Origin of the sequence: Bacillus cereus (assembly GCF_002577405.1) — a bacterium.
Taxonomy (GTDB): Bacteria; Bacillota; Bacilli; order Bacillales; family Bacillaceae_G; genus Bacillus_A; species Bacillus_A cereus_AU.
Genome location: NZ_NULR01000003.1, coordinates 140,248 through 159,728 on the forward strand (window position 1 = coordinate 140,248; position 19,481 = coordinate 159,728).

Genomic DNA, 19,481 nt, shown 5'->3' on the forward strand with positions numbered 1-19,481 from the left:
GCTATATTTAATAGGAGTCTTTTTGTTTCGTTATTTCTTCCGTTTCTTTAAACTCTTCTGATACGTATAAAGTTTATGAATCTCTTCCTTAAATTCATTTAGAAGTACAGTGTTTTCCTCGTTTGAATAACGTACTGTATTATACGCATCTATAATAATATTCCTCTCTATATTTACACTTTCATCATCATTAATTCTCTCTAGCCAAGCTTCAACTGTTTCTCCTCGTTCACGGTTTAAAGGAGGCGATAGCTTACTCTCCAGTTTGAAAATTTCTTTTCGAATCTCGTTATGTGGTGCTTTATTTCGCTTCATTCGTTTTTGGCTCATACCTTCTTTATCAGTAATGATTGTAGATTCGAAGACTGGCGTATTTGGTAAACTTAAATGTTTTCGTTTTTTTACTATTTTCCAAACGACATAAAAAGCAATCGTTGTACAGACTATTATTGTAATGCTATTTATGAGAGTTGGGTCGAAAGAAGGCTGCCCGATTTCCTCTTCAATTCGAGTTTGGTTTAAATTCCCTTTATTTGACCAAAAGTCGTCTGTATCTTTTAAAGTAGCTGCCGAGAACAATGGGTTGATAGCATATCCGAATCCTAAAGCAACTACTTGAACGATATAAGAAAAAATAAGCCGAATATAAGGAAATACCGGAATAAGTAAAGCACTAATTATTCCAATAGCGATAATAGAAGTGAAACGTAATAGCTGCTGATTACGATTTGAACCTGTTAGCCAAAATGTAATCATAATGTGTAAAACTAGTAATAACAATTTCCATAACGGTGGAAAGGGTGCATAAAATATTGCTGAAATGACAAACCAAACAATACCACCTAGAGATTTTTGAACGGGATGTCCAGGTCCGACCGCGTGTACGATAAAGAAAAATAGTGGTAATATGATTGTGCCAAAAAGAGAAAAAGGTAGAAATAAAGAAAAACCGACTATTTGAAGAACTAATAGTATGACAAAGCCTGTCGTTTTTTTCTTCATTAATTTATGAATAAGAAATACTCCTACATAGCCTGTTGTTAAAAATATAGCAATACCAATTAGTTCATTTCTTTCTGTTAATAATGAAAGCAGGAGGAGCAGAATGAAATCATGAATGTGATATAGCCAAGTTTTCAACTGGTTCCACCATCCCTTCATCATGAATGACAAATGTCGGTTGTGTTAAAAGAGGGAGTTCCTTTTTTGGCAAACCGAGAAAGATCATAGTCGATGATCGCTCTCTTTTTTTCGTTACATAATGGAGGAATCCCTGTTTCGGAAGTAACGTACTATCATCTGAAATACGCGCTAATTCTTCTAAAGCTTTTGCATATTGCGTTTGTCCTTCATTTAACGGTATATGTAATGCACCACCTTCTGCTAATACACTAATAAATAATTCAAACGGTATTTGATGCTTCGTTGCGTATTGGCAAATGTATGTTGCATATGAAATAAGTTCTTCTACATTATCTCTCCAACCAAAACCGCGATCGGCAGCTAAAGAAAGACAAATCGTCCAACTATAATTTTTTACAGGCTCATATTGCTTCGCTTGTAATGCTTGCATTTTAGCGGATGCTTTCCAATGAATAGAACGGAAAGACTCACGCTCGTAGCGCTTTACACCGATAATAGATGTTTCATCATTGTAAAAAGAAAAATTCGTTCGATAAGAACCATGTAATAGTTGCTGAAGTTCTTGCAAACCTGCTACTTCTTTAGGAGAAGGATACACAATAATTTCAGTCCTTAATTTATCAAAAATAGGTAAATGTACAGTTAATAGATGAAATGGATCTTTTAAGACACATTCGAACTGTTCAATTTGAAACACACCACGTTTCGTTGCGGTTAATGTTAAATCCCATTTTTGCGCCGAATGTGCAGGTTGTGAAAATGGGAAAGAGAATAACGTTTTTGATATTTGTTCAATCCCTTGATCTTTGTGCGGCATAAGGGACGGATTTAAATGAAAATAACAAACACCATTAACGAGTGGTATATTTGCCCCATTTTTTAAATGAATAAAAAACTGTCCAGATTCATAAGGAAATAGCCGAGTTGTTTGTTTCTCATTTATTACTTGAAACCTTTTCTCTATGTAAGCGACATATTTATAAATGAAAATCGCGAATAAATAATAGAAGAAAAAGAGAAACATAATCATTCGTTGCGGCAGAAAAAACGTAAATAGTATAGCGCCGGGCACAGTTAATTGAATAATATGAAGTTGAAAAAATAAAGGTACAGTTACAACGCGCTGTCCATTCATACTTGCTCAATCTCCACTGGTACATCCACTTCTTTTAAAATCCTTTGCATAATTTCATTTTTTGTTGTGCGTAGGGCACCTTCCATTGATAAGACGATACGGTGATCCCAAACAGAAGGAACTAAAAATTGTATATCTTCAGGCGTACAATATTCTCTGCCGCGTAAAAAGGCTAGTGCTTGGACTGCGCGTACTAAAGCTAATGTGGCACGCGGGCTTACACCATTAGCGATGTAATCATGATTTCTTGTAGCTTGCGCAAGTTTAATAATGTAGTGTTCTAGCGTTTCGGATACGAACACTTCTTTTACACTTTGCTGTGCTTCTAAAATGTCTTCTAAAGAAATGACAGAAGTAACGCTTTCTAACGGTGTATTGTTACGAAAACGGCGCATCATTTTTAATTCATCTTCCGGAGCCGGATACCCAATTGAAATTGTCATTAAAAATCGATCAAGCTGTGCATCTGGAAGAGGGAAAGTTCCTTGTGATTCAATTGGATTTTGCGTCGCAATAACAAAGAACGGTTTCGGAAGAGGAGTAGATTGTTTTTCAAGCGTTACTTGTCGTTCTTCCATTGCTTCTAATAAACTAGACTGTGTTCTAGGCATCGCGCGGTTAATTTCATCTGCAAGTAATATGTTTGTCACGACTGGTCCAAGTCTTAACTCGAATTCGCTCGTTTTCGGATTGAAATATTCAATACCTGTTACATCACTCGGAAGTACATCAGGTGTAAATTGAACGCGAGAAAAATTACCACCAATACTTTTGGAAATTGTTTTTGCTAGTAATGTTTTCCCGGTGCCAGGCACGTCTTCAAGAAGTACATGTCCGTCAGCAAGTAATGAAACGAGTAGTAGATCAATAACATTCTCCTTACCAACAAACACAGAACCTATATTTTCTTTTAATTTATTAATCATATGTAACATTCCTTTCATAATAAAAGAGCTAATATTTCTATATTTTAACAAATTATTCAGAAAATTGGTATGATTTTTCAATTCAAAGAAATGGATATTTAATTTTAATATTACACTTGTATATTTTGGGATATGATTATACAATATCGATATACGATGTATCGTAAGTCGATATATCATGAAGCGATGTATCGGAGGTAGTTATAATGAATGTGAAAGCGCAAAAATATATTCCATTAACTGAGGCGACATATTACATATTGTTGTCACTAGTGAAGCCAATGCATGGTTATGGAATTATGCAAATGGTAGAAGAGATGACAAATGGAGAAGTAAAGCTCGGTCCCGGTACTTTATACGGGAATACGACGAAGTTACTAAAAGAGAAGTTAATTGTTGAGGTTGCCTCTACAGATAGGAAGAAGTGCTATGAGTTAACACCGTTTGGGAGAGAAGTATTGGAATTGGAGTATGAAAGGTTACAACGATCTGTCAAGAATGGAAACAGTATTTTAGGGGAGTGAATGGGAGATGGAGACAAAGAGGGTATTGAAGTTTTTCGCGGCATGGAGTTTAGAAAAAGAAGAAGCTTTTTTACGGAAAATGCATCAACAAGGCTGGTCATTACAAAAATATAACGTCATGTATACGTTTAAGAAAACTGAACCGAAAGATGTAATATATAAAGCAGATTTTAGATTAGATTATAAAGACTCAAAGGAAAAACAAAAAGAATATCTTGATATATATGAAATGTGTGGGTGGAAACATGTAACGAGTTTTACAAAATGGAATTATTTTTGTAAAGAGGTAGAAGAGAAAAATGAGTTACCGGATATATATTCAGAGAAGGAGACGAGGGTACAGAAGCTTACGGATTTGTTACAATTTTTTATTCTTATGTTTGCAGCAGTTATGCCAGCGCTATATTTATGTTTTATTGGAACATCAGAATCTAGCGTTCCTATCATTCCTATAATTTTTAAAGGAATGACAGGAGTTATTGGTTGTATGTATTTATATATTTTTATTAATTTATCATGGAAGATTAAAAAGTTAAAAAATGAAATCTTATAACAGAGGGTGAATGTTAAAAGAAGATGATTTCGTAAATATAAATTACGGGAATCATCTTCTTAAATTTATATATTTGTACATTTTGTCCGCTCTTTTTTACATAATAAAAACTTATATACTTAAGGCATAGAACTAACAGTTACAAAGACAACCCAGTAACAATACCTAAAAAATCATAAATGATGAAGAAATGATTAATAATATTGAACTACCGATTAATACTATTTTGTTAGAGTTTTGATGTTTAATGTGGAAATAAAGCAAAAAACCACAAATGATAGAAACAATCCATATTGCTAGACCATGAGGAGTCGTGATCTTCTTCCAATCGCAGATTCAAAAGTAAAAGATGATTATGTGACAAGTGGATAGTAGCGGTGTAGAGGGAATCATTAATCTTCTATTTACCACGTTTACGTAAAGGTTACCGAATAAATAAAGAGCTTATAATAAGGAAGAAATACGTTTTATATTACTGTATTAAAAGGAAAAATCCCTTATAGAAAAATCTATTTCAATAAGGGATAGTAACGATTTTATGAGAAAGACTGATTTTGCGCAGGTTTAATAAATTGTTCTGGGTTTTCAACAAGCCCGCATACAGCGCATTGGACGCGGTAAGTAGGTCCTTGATAAGCCATATGAAAAGCGTTCATCGTTTCATTCGTGTATTCTTCTTCTACTTGACCAGTTTGTGGATTTAATTTTACTGGTTTCACTTGTTGCTCAAGAATATTAAAGCGAGTTCGGTTCGTTTTACAGCTTGGACATAGCATTGGTTCCATATGTATACACCTCCATTTGTAGCATTTCTTAAGCGCTTTGATTTTATACAAGTAAAAAAACTTTCTCAATATAAATAGGTGTTTAATGTATTTAAAATTCAGAAAAAATAAAATATAATAAATGTAAGAACTGGTTATGTCCAAACCAAATCTCCTGTTTTATGCCAATAAGCTGGGGGCCGAGAAATCGGCCTCATTTTTTTGTCCTTATGAAACAAGGTTATTTGAAACATTTGTCGAATTTTTAGGGGGATAGATAAAGGGGGATTTAAAATGGATTTGAAAATGAAATACATCATTTTATATGTAGAAAAGTTTGAGGAATGTTTAAAGTTCTATAAAGAGATTTTACAGTTACCAATAAAAGCAGAGCACGGTACATATATTGAGTTTGAGACTGGATCTACAATTTTAGCGATGAATACAAGAGATGATGTAAAGGAGTTAACGGGATTACCACTTACAGAAGGTGAATTACAGTCTTCTCATTTCGAATTAGGATTTGTTGTTGATAATGTACAAGAAATGATTGAGCAATTCAGAGAACAAGGTATTAAAATTTTAGTTGAACCAATTGTAAAGCCATGGGGACAAACAATTTCATACATTGCTGATCCAGATGGAAATTATATTGAAATTTGCAGTTCAGTAGAATAGAAGGAGAAAAAGAGATGGGGTTTCCGAAACTAGAAACAGAACGTTTACTATTAAGAGAACTTACACTATTAGATGCAGAAACGATGTTCCACTATTTCTTAAAAGAACCCGTTATTCGTTATTTCGGAATGGATTCTTTCGAAAATATTGAGCAAGCGAAAACAACGATTCAAACGTTCAAAAATCGTTATGAAGAGGGAAGTGTGTTTCGCTGGGGAATTGAGAAAAAGGGGACCGGCCAATTAATCGGAACGTGTGGGTTTCATTTAATTAACAATCACCATAAAAGAGCCGAAATTGGTTATGAATTAGATGATACATATTGGAGAAAGGGATATGCATCTGAAGCACTTCAGGCCATTTTGACTTATGGGTTTGAATCGTTACAGCTCATAAGAATCGCTGCTGTCGTATATATAGAAAATAAAGCTTCTCAAAAATTGTTATTAAAAGCAGGGTTTCAAGAAGAAGGGTTACTTCGAAAACATATGATTCAAAATGGTGTTGCCCATGATACAATTTTATACTCATTATTAAAAGAAGAATGGCAGAAGTAATGAGTACAAGTGAACTTATAAATGTTATGAAGAAACATAAAGAAAACAGATTTATTTTAGGTATAGATGGTTTAAGTCGATCGGGAAAAACAACATTTGTAACAAATTTAAAGGAAAATATGAAACAAGAAGGTATTCCGTTTCATATTTTCCATATTGATGATCATATAGTGGAGCGAAATAAACGCTATCATACAGGATTTGAAGAATGGTATGAGTATTACCATTTACAATGGGATATTAAATGGCTGCGGCAGAAATTCTTTCGAAAATTACAAAGTGAAACAAATTTGAAGTTGCCTTTCTACCGCGATGATACCGATACTTGTGAAATGAAAAAAGTACAGATCCCTATAGTAGGTGTAATTGTAATTGAAGGAGTCTTTTTGCAGCGAAAAGAATGGAGAGATTTCTTTCACTATATGGTGTATTTGGATTGCCCAAGAGAGACAAGGTTTCTTCGCGAGAGTGAGGAAACGCAGAAGAAGCTTTCAAAGTTTCAAAATAGGTATTGGAAAGCAGAGGATTATTATTTGGAAATGGAATTGCCGAAGAATAGGGCGGATTTAGTCATATGTAACGATATTAAATAGAGGGTGCCAAAAATAAGTTTTTCAAGTAGTTATTCGTAAAGAGCTATCAATTTTATTAAAGACTGTATCTTTCAATTTAAAGGTACAGTTTTTATTTTTTTGAGCTATTCCATACTTGATAGCTATTTCTATTATCGATATTGTTAAAAATGGAATGGTTAGAAAATTCTTCTTTAGACATAAGTAAAGTATTAGAAGTGAAATGTTTTACTACTGTTCCATGTTTGGTAGGGAAAAAGAATAAATCATATTCAGGTAGAAATTGTTAAATCTATGTATTTAGTATATTCGTTTCTATATGTATACTATTCATTAAAAATCACCTCTAGTTTGTATTCTATAATAGTAGTTTAAATGCCTTTTTAATATGCAGAAAAAACAATAATAGCTGTTATTACGTTTGAAAATATAGGGAATATTATTCAGTATTTGTAAGTAATCGTGTTATTCTAAAGATAGATTTCTATAAAGCGAGTGATCATATGAGTATTTTCATTTTAGAAGATGATGTCATACAAGCGCAGCAAATGAAGCGGCTAGTTGAGGAGATTTGTGAAAAGTATATGTTGCCTTACGATTTTATTGAGGTAACTAGTAAAAGTGAAAACATTATTCATAACATTTCAAGGACGAAGTATGTCCCAATCTATTTTTTAGATATAGAGATAAAAAGAGAAGAACGGAAGGGTTTGCAAGTAGCACAAGAAATACGAAAGTATGATACGCAAGGGATTATTGTGTTTGTAACGACGCATTCTGAATTTGCACCCATATCTTATCGATACATGGTATCTGCTTTAACTTTTATTGATAAAGGTTTGCCATACGAAGAGCGATATAAGGTGTTTGAAGAATGTTTACTTCAATATGAAGCGCGTAATAAGCATATCATTCCACCTGATGACTTTATTGTTGAAAATAATAATGCGACTGTGAAAGTTCCATTTCATGAAGTTGAATATATTATGACCGATGAACCACACCGTTTAGCATTAGTGACGCTAGATCGTAACGTTTATTTTTACGGGACATTAAAGGAGATTGAAATAATAGATGAACGCTTATTTCGTTGCCATCAATCCTACGTCGTGAATACGAAGCAAATGTCTTCTTATGATGCAAAGCAAAAAATGATGATTTTAAAAAGTGGAAAACGTATCCCAGTATCACGTCGTTTAGTGAGTAAAGTACGTAACATGTTAAAGGGTGAGATGTAATGTATATTTATGATTTATTTGCACTACTGCTTACAAGTATGAGTCATACATTTTTATACATTCAATTAATTCGGTACAACAGATTGTCATATAGAATGTTAGTGATTTTAAGTGCTGTATTTATTGTTTTACTTGCAGTTGTTGTAACAGTGACTAGATATCCAGAGTTAAATAGCACAATTGTGTTATTTCTTATAAGCTTAGGATTAATGCAAAATGAATTGAAATTTATGCGGAATTTATATTTTGCACTAGTGAGTATGGTTATTATAACTTTAGTGAAAATGCTGCTTCTTGATTTAGGAATGAAACTATTTATGTTAACGCCACTCAATTTATATCTATGGACAGGTAGCATTATTCATCTTATCGTATCCAGTATTACTTTTATCGGTATTATTTTAGCTCGTAAAAGAATTCAAAAAATTGCTCAATATATAGTAGGAAGTCCACTATATTATGTAACGTATATATTACTAATTATTGGATTCATAATTGAACTAATTTTAACAAGGCCATCTACTCATTTTTTAGCAAAGTTAAATCAACAATACGGTGAATTAAGTTATATAGCAGCGATAATTTTATTTTTATTATTAGTAATCATTGTATTAATAAGCTCACATTTATCGAAAGAAAAGTTACTAGAAGAACATGAAAAGCGTTTGGACAAAGAGTTATTAGATTATGTGGAGAAATTAGAGGATATGCATGATGAACTTGCTAGTTTCCGCCATGATTATATGAATGTGTTATTGGCGTTAGAAGAGGGGATACGCACAAAGAATGTGAAAGAAATCGAACGAGTGTACGGCGAAGTTATTACTCCCACATTAAACTTAATAAATAATCATGAATTAGATATCGCGAAATTATCGCGAATTCAAATTTCTGAAGTGAAAAGTGTATTAAGAGCGAAAGTTGGTACGGCACAGCAACAACAAATAAAAGTAATGCTTGATATTCCAGATAAAATCGAAACAGTGTCGATGCCAATTATTCCATTTATTCGTATCATTTCTGTTTTATTAGATAACGCAATTGAAGAAGCAATACATAGCGAGGAAAAGGTACTGCAAATTGCTTTATTTGAAATGGATACAAAACAATATTTTGTTGTGCGTAATAGTTCTCATTATAAAGAACTGGATCTACAAAAAATATATGAGAAGAACTATTCGAGTAAAGAAGGGGAAAGAGGATACGGATTATTCTCATTAAAACGTATTATAAATAAAACAAACAATGCAACGTTAGAAACGACTTATACAAACCCTTATTTCACCCAAACTTTCATCTTAAAAGACATGAGATGACCATTTATGATGAAAATGAAACCGAATAGGAAATAACTACATACTTTCTTCACTTGTTTTTATACACTTCAAGTAAGAGGTGAAGCGAGATGAATGGTCTTATTTTTACAGCGTTTATCAGCATAGGATTACCGCTTGTTGCACTTATATATGCCTTTTGTAAGAAACGCTATATCCCGTATATATTGGGTACATTGGCTTTTGTTGTATCACAAGTGTTAATTCGCATACCGATACTAAATTATTTAAATGGAAATAGCACAGCTTTTTCTATGTTTAGTATGATGCAGCCTGTATTATTTGCGATTTTGCTTAGTTTATCAGCTGGAGTTTTTGAAGAGGTAGCTCGTTTTATCGCAATGCGTTATTTTATGAAACAGCGTGATTGGCAATCTGGCTTTCTATTCGGAGCAGGACACGGTGGTATTGAAGCGATATTAATAGTTGGTATTCCAGTATTATCTCTATTATTATCGCAAACAGTTAGTGGAAATATGGATAGTTATTTTGTCGGCGGAATTGAACGTTTCTTTGCGATGTTACTCCATATTGGACTTTCCTTCATTGTATTGCAAGCTGTCGTTCAGAAGAAATTTCGATATGTTATTATTGCCATTCTCATCCATGGAGTTGTAAATACATTAGCTAGCACGATCTCGCTATATGTACCAGGTGAAAGTGGGATAATTGCTGTTGAGGTTTCAATAGCAATAAGCGCTTTACTTGTATTTAGTTATAGTTTTATTTTAAAAAGAAAGGGTGTATTAAAATGAAAAGAATGTTACTCATTATTATAAGTGCTATCGCGGCGTTTGCACTTGCAGCATGTACGGGAAATAAAGTAGATGAAAGTACGTCAAAAAAATTTATTCCGAAGGCGGAAGAAATTGTATTACTATTAAACGAAGCGAAGTATAAAGAAGTGCATGACAACTTTGATAGTAAAATGAAAACAGGGTTATCAGAAGAAAAAATGAAAGAGCTTACACCAGTAATTGAGAAAGCTGGTACGTTCGAAAAAATTGAGAAAAAGTCGATTGAAGAAAAAGATGGTTTATATACTGTTATTCTTGTAGCAAAGTATAGTAAAGAACAACGTACCTTTATCATAACTTATAATGATAAAGAAGAAATAGCAGGGCTGTATATTAAATAGAAATATAATGGCAGATAAAGTGGTAGTGTCCACTTTATCTGTTTTTTATACCATCCAATTTTTGGTTATTTGTGCTAAAATAATCTCATAATTATATAGAAGGGGGATGATAGGATGAACACCGAAATAGTTCCCAAAAAGAAGTACAGTATAATAAGCTATATATCTTTACTCATCGGCATTTTGTGTTTTCTGTTCGTTTTTATAACACCGACAAGGATAGCGAATGCAGGTAATATAGTGGGAGATTATATAACGATTGCTCTAACAGGTGTAGGTATCATACTTTCAATAATCACAATGACGAAAAAAACAGAGAAGAAGGGGATTGCTATTATTTCATTAATACTGTCCTCATCGTTCTTTATATTTTGGATTATCGCAATTATTTTATTGTTGACTGGTCAAATTAGCTTCGCACCGTAATGAGCAATAAAAAAAGTCCTTCATACGAGAAGGACTCTTTTATTCGGTATCCTCAGGTTTATATTCTAAAATATCCCCAGGTTGGCATTCTAATGCTTTGCAAATCGCTTCTAAAGTGGAAAAACGAATTGCTTTTGCTTTTCCATTCTTTAATATAGAAAGGTTAGCCATTGTAATTCCAACCTTCTCCGTAAGTTCTGTTACACTCATTTTTCTTTTCGCTAACATTACATCGATATTAATAATAATTGCCATATAATTCACCTCAGACCGTTAAATCATTTTCTGATTTTATATCTATTGCATCTTGTAAAAGTCTTTGGAGAACGGCAGCAAAGACTGCGATAACCATGGAAGCAAAAATCATAATCATGCCAATAATTATAAAACCTGGAGCGTCATCTCTCTCCGCAATGAGATAAAAGAGTGGCATGCCTAATACGTACAAGACACTGATTGTCATAGCGCAATATTTTATATTTTTTAAAGCGCTAACAGACAATTCCGAGAAAGCATTATTTTTATCAATATAGCTTAAAAGTTTAAAAGCTTGATACAGAGCGCAGTAGAAAGGTATGGCTGTTGCATATAAGTTGATAAAGACAAGATATTTTATAAATGCAATATCAGGATACAATTCTGCTGCGAAATTCCCAATTTTAGGGACCAAAAATATACACATAGCTAGAACAGGGATTCCAATTAGAATCACAACGGTTTTTAAAAAGAGTGTGGACCCTTGTTTCATAAAAAGCACCTCATTTATTTAATATCTTTTAAATTTAACATGGATTTTATCGTTTAACAATAAATTTTTATTCACTATAATCATGTTTTTATTGTTAAATAAATTTTGGAATAAAGTGAATATAATCGTTCCTTATTTCTGTAAATGATGTTATGTTAAAAGTAAAGATTAAGCCTTTTGTATATTAAGAGTTTTTAGAAAATCAATATTTTGCGTAATTTGACGAGGTGTTAATGAAATGAAATCGTACACACAATTTGAAAGAAGAAAACACATACTAGATGAATTAGAAAAGTATAACCGAGTGATGGTAAATGATTTAGCGAAGGTATTAAATGTTACAACAGAAACGATACGAAGAGATTTAGATATGTTGCACAAGGAAGGGCAACTTACGAAAATACACGGTGGTGCAATTAAGAAGAAAGATCAAACACTAGAATTTCATTTTGATAAACGTCGATCTGAGAATATTGAAGAAAAACGAAAAATTGCAATGGAAGCAAGTAAAATCGTAGAAGATAATGATATTATCGCAATTGAAATTGGGACAACCACAATGCAAATTTTAGATTACATATACGATAAAAAGAATTTGACAATTTTAACAAACTCGATACCAGCTGTAAATAAAATTATTGAGCTGAAAGACCAGTATGATTCCTTTGATTGTAGGTTAATAGTCATAGGGGGAATATTGAATACGAATTCCTTAGCATTGTCTGGAGAAATGACGTTAAACTATCTTGATCATTTCACTGTTAATAAGTTATTTGCTTCTTGTGATGGCATTTCATTAGAAAAAGAACTAACATGTTCGTATATTGAAGATGCACAAATATTTAAGCAGCTAAAGAATAATGCAAAACAAGTTGTAATGATGGCTGATGAATCAAAGTTTAATTTGATAAAGTTTTATAAAAGCGGAAGTTTTAGTGATATAGATGCGTTATATACGAATGCGAAGCTCGATGAATCGTGGCAAAATATGCTAACAAGTAACGGGGTTGAAGTAATAACAGTATAGAAAAGCTAAAAGAAGACTATTTCTTAGTAAGTTGAGAAATAGTCTTCTTTTATTGTTTATATGTTGTTTTGTTTTGTTAATTTGTTGTTTTTACAATTAGTTAACAAATTAACAACATTGTGTTAATAATGTACCCTTACAATATGAATTAGGAGGTGGCAAGAATGCAAATAAAACTATCAAAAGCTGTGTTCTTTTTACTACCAGTTGGAATACCTCTAATCTTGTTTTGGATTATTCCGAATTTCATTAGTTTAGGTATTAGTTTTACTGATTGGGATTTTATGACGAATGATTTTAACTTTGTTGGTTTAGAAAACTATTTTAATTTATTTACACAAGATTCTTTTATGCAAGCATTGCTCAATACGTTTTATTTCGGAATTGGAACAGTCATTCCAACAATTGCATTGGGCTTAGGTTTCGCATTATTCTTCCGAAAAAAATTTAAAGGTTCTGCATTGTACCAATTAATGATCTTTTCACCTTGGGTAACGCCAACAATAGCTGTATCCATTGTGTGGTCACTCCTATATGAACCTCAATTTGGAGTTATTAATAAAGTGCTAAACTTTTTCGGAATACCAGGTTTGGACTGGCTTCAAAGTAGTCAAACAGCGATGTTAGCAGTCATTATAATGACAGTTTGGAAATTAGTTGGTTGGACGATGATCTTCTATATCGGCGCACTAGAAAAAGTTCCAGATAGTTTATATGAAGCAGCTAGTATTGATGGAGCAAATTCATGGCAGAAATTTCGATATGTAACACTGCCGATGGTTTCATCAACAACTTTCTTCTTAGTTGTCGTTAATACAATTTCTTCGGTGCAGGCTTACGATCAAATAAAAATTTTAACACAAGGTGGGCCTAGTGGTTCGACGCGTACGTTACTGTATTTATTCTTCCAACAAGGGTTTGAACAGTTTGATATGGGATCTGCAACAGCAATCGCATTTATCATACTAATCATTACAATTTTACTATCTGTTATTAACAAAATAATAGGTGATAAGTGGGTGAACTATTAAGGTGAATAATATGAAAAAAGGTCCATTAATTGTAAAGCATCTCTTTTTAGCATTATCAAGTATACTATTTGTTTTTCCGTTCATATGGATGGTACTTGGTTCGTTTAAAACATCTAGTGAAGTATTACAAGGGGGATTTTGGCCTAAAGAATTTCACTGGGAAAATTATCAGCAAGTATTAGACATACTACCATTTAACACATATTTATTTAATAGTTTTTATACATCTTTCATCATTACAATATATGTGCTTGTTTCATCTGCACTGTTTGCTTATATGTTGGCATTTTACAAGTTTAAAGGTAAAAATATTACATTTAGTGTCGTGATGGCAACCTATATGATCCCTGGAGCTGTATCATATGTTCCTGTATATGTAATGTTAGGGAAATTCGGGCTACTCGATTCACATTTTGGATACATGATTTCTATGGCTGTTAGCGTATTCGGTATTTTCTATTTAAAACAATCGTTCCACAAAGTTGGTTTTGAAATAGTAGAAGCAGCCAAAATTGATGGAGCAAGTGATTGGCGTATTCTTTGGAAGATTATCTTTCCAATGACACGATCATCATTTGTAACACTAGGATTGGTCACATTTATTGGTAATTATAATAATTACATGTGGCCAGCTCTTATATTGAAAGATAATACGCAAAAGTTAATTACGAATGGAATTGCTGATTATTTCATTAATAGTTCCTTAGGGCGAGATTGGTCACACATTATGGTTGCAAGCACAATCGCAACAGTGCCGCTCTTAATCGTATTTTTGATTCTACAAAAATGGTTCTTATCTGGTGTTACTGATTCAGGAATAAAGGGGTAAATAAATATTAAAGGAGATTTGTGGGATGAAAAAACTATTCATGCTTCTAACAGTTATAACATTGTTTGTTAGTGCACTTGCGGGTTGTTCAGGCGGAAAAGGAAGTACGGTTAAAGCGAGTAAAGAAGGGGAGAAGGTTGTTGTTCCATTCATTAATGGAGTAGGGGGCTCTCTTGCAGATAGTGTAGATAAGATTGTGGAAGAATACAATAAAAGTCAGGACAAATATGTAGTGAAAACGACAAAAGCAGGTAGCTACGATGAGTCATATCAAAAGCTACAAAGTGGATTTGCAGCGAATAACCAAGAAGCAATTGCATTACTAGGTTCAGATGTCATTCAAGAATATGCTAAAAAACAGTTAATCGTACCTATAGATGAATATGTTAAAAATGATACTAATTTCAAAAAAGAAGATTATGGGAAAGGTTTTATGGAGCAAGCAACAATTGACAATAAATTATATGGCATTCCGTTTTACGGTACAACGCAAATTTTTTATTACAATAAAAAAGCATTAGCGGAGAATGGCTTTACAAAAGATGATTTAAAGACGTGGGAAGGTGTAGAAAAGGTAGCAAAAACAGTCGCAAAACGTGGTGAAAATGGAAATGTGACATATGCTGGTTGGATGCCAATGTGGGGAACTTCAAATTTAATTGATGCAGTTCGCAGTGCTGGTGGAAATGTATTAAGCGAAGATGGTACAAAAGTATTAATTAACGATGACACTTGGGTTTCGGTATGGGAGAAATTCCGTACATGGCTACATGAAGATAAAATTATGAAAATACATTCAGGTGGTACTGGATGGGAATATTGGGATAAAACTGTAATTGATTTAGTTGAAGGTAGAACATTAGGATTTACAGGATCATCTGGTGATCAAGGATTTGTTTTTAAATCATTAGGAAAAGGAATGACGGAAGAAGAACGCCTTAACACATTTGAAGCATTACCTCAGCCTGCTTGGGGTAATAATAAACCAGCGCCAAAACTAGAAACATATTTATTCACATTAACGAGAAATATTGATCCAGAAGTAGCAAAAGGCGCGTATGACTTTATGAAGTTTGCGACAAGTACGGAGAAAACAGCTGAATGGTCCATGGCTACAGGATATATCCCTGTTCGTAACAATGTAACAGAGTATGGTCCATATGCTGAATTCGTTAAAAAACAACCACAAGCATTAGTTCCATTAGAACAAGCTAACAATAATGGAGTGGGACCATTTGTAGATCCAACAGGCGGGAAAATTAATGATGCTTTAAATGTAGCGAAAGATAAAGTAGAGATTGAAGGAGTTCCAGCGAAAAAAGCATTAGATGAAGCAGCTAAAGTTGCGCAAGAAGAGTTAGATAAAGTTCTGAAAAAGAAGAAGTAATATTACCAACATGAGGTGCTTTTGAACGAAGGAAGTGCCTCTAAAATTCCTTCATTAAAACGTAAAAGGTGTGAGAATGATGATCGAAATAACAAGTATGATAACACTTTCTCCATTCGTAGAAAATAAACATTGTTTCCAAATGGATGAAACTGATATTAAAAATTTCACATTAACTATTGATCAAGGGGACGGCCGGAAAATCCCGCTATTATTAATCTTGAGAGACCCTAACGGTTATGTACGTATACAATATCAAACGCCAATTGTAAATGAAAAACTAGTCGTTTCGAAAGATTCAATGTTTTGCTCTGCTGGTTGTATTGGAGGAGAAATACAGTCAGGTAATTGGGAATTAGAAGTCGTCTATATTCCTCATTGTGCAAAGAAAGCAGTAAAGTTTACCGGAGAAAAAGTTGACTACACAGTAAATATAGTAGTGAATGATCAGTTGGAACAAAAGTATAATAGAGATCATTTTTGTAAGGGAAATGTTTTTATCAATGAAGACCGTTTTAATAAGGTAGTAAATGAAGAACATCGCTGGTACAAAGGGGATTTTCATGAACATACAGATTTAACAGACGGCGAGATAGATGATGAACTTGGAATGCAAGTATGTGAAAAACAGGAATTAGATTTTTTATATGCGACGGAGCACAATATTGTTATGCCATCGTATCAAAAAGGAAACACATTAATTATACCATCTATGGAACTTACAACTCCTTACGGTCATTACAACATTTTTGGTATGAGGGAATACGTGGATTTTACAGAGTATGTAGATGAATCATTTAGCGCCGAAAAAATGAATGCACTATTTTCACTCATGAAAGAAAAAGGTTATTTATTGAGTGTGAATCATCCGTTTATGAAGCCTTGGGCGAACCAAGTGAATATTAACTTAGAAAATGTTCATACGATGGAAATTATGTGTGATCCAACTTATAAAAAAAGTAAATCATCCACTTTAGAGGCTTTACGTTGTTTCGATCAAATGTGGTCAAATGGTCTTAAAATCTGGGGAATAGGAGGAAGTGATTCTCATTTACATCCGTCTAAAACATTCCCAGGATCAAAAGACCCATCCATTTACGGTGATCCAGGAACATATGTATTATGTAATGGTTTATCAATTAAAAACTTAAAATCTGCGATCAAAAAGGGACGAATTTATTTCTCTCGATTTAGAAAACTAGCGATAGATATTCAAAACGAAGGTGAAACGATTTATGTCGGTGATGAGGCTAAAGGAAATATTATTTACAACATTTCTACCGACAAACCGTGTGAGTGGAGACTAGTAATAAATGGGCAAATAATTGAACAAAAATCTGGCAGCGATGTAACCTTTGCATTCTCTTTAAATGAAGGGGAATACGCTAGGGTTGAGGGATGGGAAGAGGACGAATTAGTAGCGTTTATTAATCCTATTCATAATAAAGTTGAGAATAAAAATATGAAAACATGGAATGAAGTTATAGGGGGAATAAAAGGTGAATAAAGCAATTATTTTTGATAAAGATGGAACATTAATACAGTTAGATTCAGTTTGGTATAAAATTGTGCATCGTGTGTTAGATGATATATTTCAAACGTATCCAAGTGAAAAAAGTAAACGAGATGATTACTTATCGATTATTGGCATGAATGATAACGATTTTGAGAGTACGAGTTTACTAGCTTGTCGCACAAATTACTTTATTGCGGCTGCATGGTACTCGTTGTTAGAAAATCAACATGTGGATAAAGAGAATTTCATTCATGATGTATGTCTTTTATTCAAAAAGTACTCTACAGCAGATGATCTTGTATTTACAGAAGTGGAAGGTGCAAAGGAAACGTTACGATATTTAAAAGACAATGAATATATTATTGGGGTTGTTACGGCAGACGATGTGGATGCAGCGATTCATTCTCTGAAAATGACTGAGTTATATGATTACGTAGATTTTTTAGGTGCAGATGATGGTGTGAATAGAACAAAACCTGAAAGTGATTTTTATCATATGTTTAAAGAAAAATTTTCTCTAACTGAAGAAGATGTGCTAATGGTAGGTGATACATTAACAGACGTTACATTTGCGAGAAATAGTAACATTAAAGTAGTGGGCGTCTTATCGGGTGCGAGTAGGAAAGAAGATCTAGAAGGGAAAGCGGATTATATTTTAGACAGTATGAAGGATATTTCGAAGATTTTATAATTCATGTCATCATAATTTTTAACAATATCTATAAATATAGCTTAAATTCTAGGAGGATATTATGGCTCAACTATCATTCAAAAACATTTACAAAAAATATGATCATGATGTGACAATCGTAAAAGATTTTAACCTAGAAGTAAATGATGGAGAATTTATCGTTTTGGTTGGCCCTTCAGGGTGTGGGAAATCTACAACATTACGTATGATTGCAGGACTTGAAGAGATTTCAGATGGCGACTTTTATATTGATGGAAAGCGTGTAAATGATATTTCGCCGAAAGATAGAGATATCGCAATGGTGTTTCAAAACTATGCACTTTATCCGCATATGAGTGTTTATGAAAACATGGCATTTGGATTAAAACTACGAAAATATAGTAAAGAAGAAATTGACCAGCGTGTGCAACATGCAGCAAAAATTCTTGGGCTTGAGCAGTATTTAAGTCGAAAACCAAAGGCACTTTCAGGTGGACAGCGCCAGCGTGTTGCCTTGGGCCGAGCGATTGTTCGAAATGCGAAGGTATTTTTAATGGACGAGCCTTTATCAAACTTAGATGCGAAGCTACGCGTTCAAATGCGTGCTGAGATTACAAAATTACACAAGCAGCTGCAAACAACAACTGTGTATGTTACACACGATCAAATAGAAGCTATGACGATGGCAACGCGCCTTGTTGTACTAAAAGATGGGATTGTACAACAAGTCGGTACACCGAAAGAAGTGTATGACAATCCTGAAAATGTATTTGTCGGAGGATTCATTGGTTCTCCTGGAATGAATTTTTTCAAAGGGGTATTAACAGATAATGCGCTTATGATTGATAAGTGGAAAATTGAAGTGCCAGAAGAGAAGATGAAAGGCTTGCGAAATAAGGGCTATACGAATAAAGAAATCATAATAGGAATACGTCCAGAAGACTTTTATTATGGAGAAGCAATCGAGGCTTTATCGTACAACGCAAAAGTATCGGTATCTATTGATGTAGCAGAATTAATGGGGGCAGAAACATATCTATATTCCAACTTAAATGGACAATCTTTTGTAGCTCGTGTAGACACTTCTTTAGATGTGCAAAGTCAATCAAATATAGAGCTCGGTTTAAACATGGACAAAGTTCATTATTTCGATTCAGAAACTGAGAAACGAATTGTTTTATCCCACATTAACGGGCAGTAAAATTCCTACCTCAAAATTCAGCTGGAGCAAAGAAGTTAAGTGGGGGATCCCACAGCCCATAAACGCCCGATCAGTGAAGGCTAA

Annotated in this window: 23 protein-coding genes and 1 pseudogene; 17 read left to right on the forward strand and 7 right to left on the reverse strand. The window is 33.4% G+C overall.

The window, feature by feature from the left end:
* Nucleotides 1-30: 30 nt before the first annotated feature.
* From COC96_RS05580 to COC96_RS05590, 3 genes are read right to left on the reverse strand one after another with little or no spacing between them, the layout of a single operon-like run.
* Nucleotides 31-1,140 (reverse strand): DUF4018 domain-containing protein, encoded by a 1,110-nt coding sequence (locus COC96_RS05580; RefSeq protein ID WP_098768450.1) that lies wholly within the window; start codon nucleotides 1,138-1,140, stop codon nucleotides 31-33.
* Nucleotides 1,112-2,278, reverse strand: a complete 1,167-nt coding sequence (locus tag COC96_RS05585) for a DUF58 domain-containing protein (RefSeq protein ID WP_098266330.1) — start codon at nucleotides 2,276-2,278, stop codon at nucleotides 1,112-1,114. Before COC96_RS05585 ends, COC96_RS05580 begins: the two co-directional genes overlap by 29 nt.
* A complete protein-coding gene (locus COC96_RS05590; protein WP_098266331.1) occupies nucleotides 2,275-3,204 on the reverse strand; it encodes an AAA family ATPase in 930 nt (309 codons plus the stop codon). Before COC96_RS05590 ends, COC96_RS05585 begins: the two co-directional genes overlap by 4 nt.
* A 206-nt stretch (nucleotides 3,205-3,410) precedes the next feature.
* Here COC96_RS05590 and COC96_RS05595 point away from each other — a divergent pair, with 206 nt between their 5' ends.
* Both COC96_RS05595 and COC96_RS05600 read left to right on the forward strand, forming a co-directional pair.
* Nucleotides 3,411-3,728, forward strand: a complete 318-nt coding sequence (locus tag COC96_RS05595; RefSeq protein ID WP_098266332.1) for a PadR family transcriptional regulator — start codon at nucleotides 3,411-3,413, stop codon at nucleotides 3,726-3,728.
* A gap of 7 nt (nucleotides 3,729-3,735) precedes the next feature.
* Nucleotides 3,736-4,281, forward strand: coding sequence for a DUF2812 domain-containing protein (locus tag COC96_RS05600; RefSeq protein ID WP_098768451.1), 546 nt, complete (start codon nucleotides 3,736-3,738; stop codon nucleotides 4,279-4,281).
* 119 nt (nucleotides 4,282-4,400) lie between these two features.
* Here the strand turns inward: COC96_RS05600 and COC96_RS27920 are convergent.
* Nucleotides 4,401-4,674: pseudogene (locus COC96_RS27920) on the reverse strand (hypothetical protein).
* Between the two features lie 143 nt (nucleotides 4,675-4,817).
* Entirely contained in the window at nucleotides 4,818-5,066 is a 249-nt protein-coding gene (locus tag COC96_RS05610) for a hypothetical protein (RefSeq protein ID WP_000433610.1), read from the reverse strand.
* A gap of 273 nt (nucleotides 5,067-5,339) precedes the next feature.
* On the opposite strand from COC96_RS05610, the gene COC96_RS05615 reads away from it, so the two are divergent.
* The 8 genes from COC96_RS05615 (at nucleotide 5,340) to COC96_RS05655 (ending at nucleotide 10,988) form a co-directional block, all read left to right on the forward strand.
* Complete coding sequence (locus COC96_RS05615) at nucleotides 5,340-5,723, forward strand: VOC family protein (RefSeq protein ID WP_098768452.1); 384 nt, start codon at nucleotides 5,340-5,342, stop codon at nucleotides 5,721-5,723.
* 14 nt (nucleotides 5,724-5,737) lie between these two features.
* Nucleotides 5,738-6,280 carry a GNAT family N-acetyltransferase gene (locus COC96_RS05620; RefSeq protein WP_098768453.1) on the forward strand — a complete coding sequence of 181 codons (543 nt, stop codon included), beginning with the start codon at nucleotides 5,738-5,740 and terminating at the stop codon, nucleotides 6,278-6,280.
* A complete protein-coding gene (locus COC96_RS05625; RefSeq protein WP_098768454.1) occupies nucleotides 6,280-6,873 on the forward strand; it encodes a kinase in 594 nt (197 codons plus the stop codon). The genes COC96_RS05620 and COC96_RS05625 overlap by 1 nt, the downstream gene beginning before the upstream one ends.
* Nucleotides 6,874-7,355: 482 nt before the next feature.
* The gene (locus COC96_RS05635) at nucleotides 7,356-8,090 is read left to right on the forward strand and encodes a LytR/AlgR family response regulator transcription factor (RefSeq protein WP_088229482.1); all 735 of its coding nucleotides are present in this window, start codon (nucleotides 7,356-7,358) and stop codon (nucleotides 8,088-8,090) included.
* A complete protein-coding gene (locus COC96_RS05640; protein ID WP_098768455.1) occupies nucleotides 8,090-9,406 on the forward strand; it encodes a GHKL domain-containing protein in 1,317 nt (438 codons plus the stop codon). The genes COC96_RS05635 and COC96_RS05640 overlap by 1 nt, the downstream gene beginning before the upstream one ends.
* An 89-nt stretch (nucleotides 9,407-9,495) precedes the next feature.
* Nucleotides 9,496-10,179, forward strand: coding sequence for a YhfC family glutamic-type intramembrane protease (locus COC96_RS05645; RefSeq protein WP_098768456.1), 684 nt, complete (start codon nucleotides 9,496-9,498; stop codon nucleotides 10,177-10,179).
* Complete coding sequence (locus tag COC96_RS05650; RefSeq protein ID WP_088229479.1) at nucleotides 10,176-10,562, forward strand: DUF3887 domain-containing protein; 387 nt, start codon at nucleotides 10,176-10,178, stop codon at nucleotides 10,560-10,562. Before COC96_RS05645 ends, COC96_RS05650 begins: the two co-directional genes overlap by 4 nt.
* A 114-nt stretch (nucleotides 10,563-10,676) precedes the next feature.
* Nucleotides 10,677-10,988 (forward strand): hypothetical protein, encoded by a 312-nt coding sequence (locus COC96_RS05655; RefSeq protein ID WP_098768457.1) that lies wholly within the window; start codon nucleotides 10,677-10,679, stop codon nucleotides 10,986-10,988.
* A 39-nt stretch (nucleotides 10,989-11,027) separates the two neighbouring features.
* Here the strand turns inward: COC96_RS05655 and COC96_RS05660 are convergent, their stop codons facing one another.
* Nucleotides 11,028-11,243, reverse strand: a complete 216-nt coding sequence (locus COC96_RS05660; protein WP_097906286.1) for a helix-turn-helix domain-containing protein — start codon at nucleotides 11,241-11,243, stop codon at nucleotides 11,028-11,030.
* Between the two features lie 10 nt (nucleotides 11,244-11,253).
* A complete protein-coding gene (locus COC96_RS05665; protein ID WP_098768458.1) occupies nucleotides 11,254-11,736 on the reverse strand; it encodes a DUF2975 domain-containing protein in 483 nt (160 codons plus the stop codon).
* Between the two features lie 238 nt (nucleotides 11,737-11,974).
* On the opposite strand from COC96_RS05665, the gene COC96_RS05670 reads away from it, so the two are divergent.
* From COC96_RS05670 to COC96_RS05700, 7 genes are all read left to right on the forward strand, one after another.
* Complete coding sequence (locus COC96_RS05670; protein WP_098266341.1) at nucleotides 11,975-12,763, forward strand: DeoR/GlpR family DNA-binding transcription regulator; 789 nt, start codon at nucleotides 11,975-11,977, stop codon at nucleotides 12,761-12,763.
* A gap of 164 nt (nucleotides 12,764-12,927) precedes the next feature.
* A complete protein-coding gene (locus COC96_RS05675; RefSeq protein WP_078182215.1) occupies nucleotides 12,928-13,794 on the forward strand; it encodes a carbohydrate ABC transporter permease in 867 nt (288 codons plus the stop codon).
* 10 nt (nucleotides 13,795-13,804) lie between these two features.
* The gene (locus COC96_RS05680; RefSeq protein WP_000715649.1) at nucleotides 13,805-14,623 is read left to right on the forward strand and encodes a carbohydrate ABC transporter permease; all 819 of its coding nucleotides are present in this window, start codon (nucleotides 13,805-13,807) and stop codon (nucleotides 14,621-14,623) included.
* Nucleotides 14,624-14,648: 25 nt separating this feature from the next.
* Nucleotides 14,649-16,010 (forward strand): extracellular solute-binding protein, encoded by a 1,362-nt coding sequence (locus COC96_RS05685; RefSeq protein ID WP_098266342.1) that lies wholly within the window; start codon nucleotides 14,649-14,651, stop codon nucleotides 16,008-16,010.
* A gap of 79 nt (nucleotides 16,011-16,089) precedes the next feature.
* Complete coding sequence (locus COC96_RS05690) at nucleotides 16,090-17,517, forward strand: CehA/McbA family metallohydrolase (protein WP_098266343.1); 1,428 nt, start codon at nucleotides 16,090-16,092, stop codon at nucleotides 17,515-17,517.
* Nucleotides 17,510-18,217, forward strand: coding sequence for an HAD family hydrolase (locus COC96_RS05695; RefSeq protein WP_098266344.1), 708 nt, complete (start codon nucleotides 17,510-17,512; stop codon nucleotides 18,215-18,217). The genes COC96_RS05690 and COC96_RS05695 overlap by 8 nt, the downstream gene beginning before the upstream one ends.
* 61 nt (nucleotides 18,218-18,278) lie before the next feature.
* Nucleotides 18,279-19,397 carry an ABC transporter ATP-binding protein gene (locus COC96_RS05700; RefSeq protein WP_098266345.1) on the forward strand — a complete coding sequence of 373 codons (1,119 nt, stop codon included), beginning with the start codon at nucleotides 18,279-18,281 and terminating at the stop codon, nucleotides 19,395-19,397.
* Nucleotides 19,398-19,481: the final 84 nt, after the last annotated feature.

What these genes read in the sequence shown, in the direction of transcription:
- COC96_RS05700 (WP_098266345.1), top strand. Translation starts at nt 18,279, where the DNA reads ATGGCTCAACTATCATTCAAAAACATTTACAAAAAATATGATCATGAT.
- COC96_RS05680 (WP_000715649.1), top strand. Translation starts at nt 13,805, where the DNA reads ATGAAAAAAGGTCCATTAATTGTAAAGCATCTCTTTTTAGCATTATCA.
- COC96_RS05690 (WP_098266343.1), top strand. Translation starts at nt 16,090, where the DNA reads ATGATCGAAATAACAAGTATGATAACACTTTCTCCATTCGTAGAAAAT.
- COC96_RS05665 (WP_098768458.1), bottom strand. Translation starts at nt 11,736, where the DNA reads ATGAAACAAGGGTCCACACTCTTTTTAAAAACCGTTGTGATTCTAATT.
- COC96_RS05590 (WP_098266331.1), bottom strand. Translation starts at nt 3,204, where the DNA reads ATGATTAATAAATTAAAAGAAAATATAGGTTCTGTGTTTGTTGGTAAG.
- COC96_RS05670 (WP_098266341.1), top strand. Translation starts at nt 11,975, where the DNA reads ATGAAATCGTACACACAATTTGAAAGAAGAAAACACATACTAGATGAA.
- COC96_RS05650 (WP_088229479.1), top strand. Translation starts at nt 10,176, where the DNA reads ATGAAAAGAATGTTACTCATTATTATAAGTGCTATCGCGGCGTTTGCA.
- COC96_RS05685 (WP_098266342.1), top strand. Translation starts at nt 14,649, where the DNA reads ATGAAAAAACTATTCATGCTTCTAACAGTTATAACATTGTTTGTTAGT.
- COC96_RS05655 (WP_098768457.1), top strand. Translation starts at nt 10,677, where the DNA reads ATGAACACCGAAATAGTTCCCAAAAAGAAGTACAGTATAATAAGCTAT.
- COC96_RS05585 (WP_098266330.1), bottom strand. Translation starts at nt 2,278, where the DNA reads ATGAATGGACAGCGCGTTGTAACTGTACCTTTATTTTTTCAACTTCAT.
- COC96_RS05660 (WP_097906286.1), bottom strand. Translation starts at nt 11,243, where the DNA reads ATGGCAATTATTATTAATATCGATGTAATGTTAGCGAAAAGAAAAATG.
- COC96_RS05635 (WP_088229482.1), top strand. Translation starts at nt 7,356, where the DNA reads ATGAGTATTTTCATTTTAGAAGATGATGTCATACAAGCGCAGCAAATG.
- COC96_RS05675 (WP_078182215.1), top strand. Translation starts at nt 12,928, where the DNA reads ATGCAAATAAAACTATCAAAAGCTGTGTTCTTTTTACTACCAGTTGGA.
- COC96_RS05620 (WP_098768453.1), top strand. Translation starts at nt 5,738, where the DNA reads ATGGGGTTTCCGAAACTAGAAACAGAACGTTTACTATTAAGAGAACTT.
- COC96_RS05615 (WP_098768452.1), top strand. Translation starts at nt 5,340, where the DNA reads ATGGATTTGAAAATGAAATACATCATTTTATATGTAGAAAAGTTTGAG.
- COC96_RS05625 (WP_098768454.1), top strand. Translation starts at nt 6,280, where the DNA reads ATGAGTACAAGTGAACTTATAAATGTTATGAAGAAACATAAAGAAAAC.
- COC96_RS05610 (WP_000433610.1), bottom strand. Translation starts at nt 5,066, where the DNA reads ATGGAACCAATGCTATGTCCAAGCTGTAAAACGAACCGAACTCGCTTT.
- COC96_RS05645 (WP_098768456.1), top strand. Translation starts at nt 9,496, where the DNA reads ATGAATGGTCTTATTTTTACAGCGTTTATCAGCATAGGATTACCGCTT.
- COC96_RS05640 (WP_098768455.1), top strand. Translation starts at nt 8,090, where the DNA reads ATGTATATTTATGATTTATTTGCACTACTGCTTACAAGTATGAGTCAT.
- COC96_RS05600 (WP_098768451.1), top strand. Translation starts at nt 3,736, where the DNA reads ATGGAGACAAAGAGGGTATTGAAGTTTTTCGCGGCATGGAGTTTAGAA.
- COC96_RS05595 (WP_098266332.1), top strand. Translation starts at nt 3,411, where the DNA reads ATGAATGTGAAAGCGCAAAAATATATTCCATTAACTGAGGCGACATAT.